Source organism: Frankia sp. Hr75.2, from assembly GCF_949319125.1.
In the GTDB taxonomy this organism is placed as follows: Bacteria; Actinomycetota; Actinomycetes; order Frankiales; family Frankiaceae; genus Parafrankia; species Parafrankia soli.
In genome coordinates this window covers 1-397 of sequence record NZ_CASGGV010000243.1, presented here as the reverse complement: position 1 = coordinate 397, position 397 = coordinate 1, and the positions used below count along the sequence as shown (strand labels likewise).

Genomic DNA, 397 nt, shown 5'->3' with positions numbered 1-397 from the left:
CGCGTCCCCCCGGCTTGAGGCCTGGGTGACGCAGGAGGCAGCCCGGTTGGCGGAACTGGCGGAGACGGCCCCGGCCGGCCTGTCGCCCGTGCACCCCGCCCGGCTCATCGTCGAGGCCACCAAGGCCTTTCCCGCCGACGGAATCATGGTGCGCGACGGCGGCGCGATCACCATTTTCGGCTGGACGTACTCCCAGGCCAAGCCGCACGACGTGATCTGGAACCAGAACTTCGGCCACCTCGGGACCGGGCTCCCCTACGCCGTCGGCGCCTCGGTGGCGGACGGCGGGAAACGGCCCGTCATGCTCATCACCGGGGACTCCTCCTTCCAGTTCCACATCGCCGAGCTGGAGACGGCCGCCCGACTGAACCTCCCGCTGGTCTGCGTGGTCAGCGTG

1 protein-coding gene is annotated in these 397 nt (G+C 70.8%); it reads left to right on the top strand.

Going from position 1 to position 397, the window contains the following annotated elements; translation table 11 throughout:
* Positions 1-25 precede the first annotated feature (25 nt).
* On the top strand, positions 26-397 hold a 372-nt coding region (locus tag AC559T_RS17160; RefSeq protein ID WP_498869388.1), incomplete at its 3' end, for a thiamine pyrophosphate-dependent enzyme.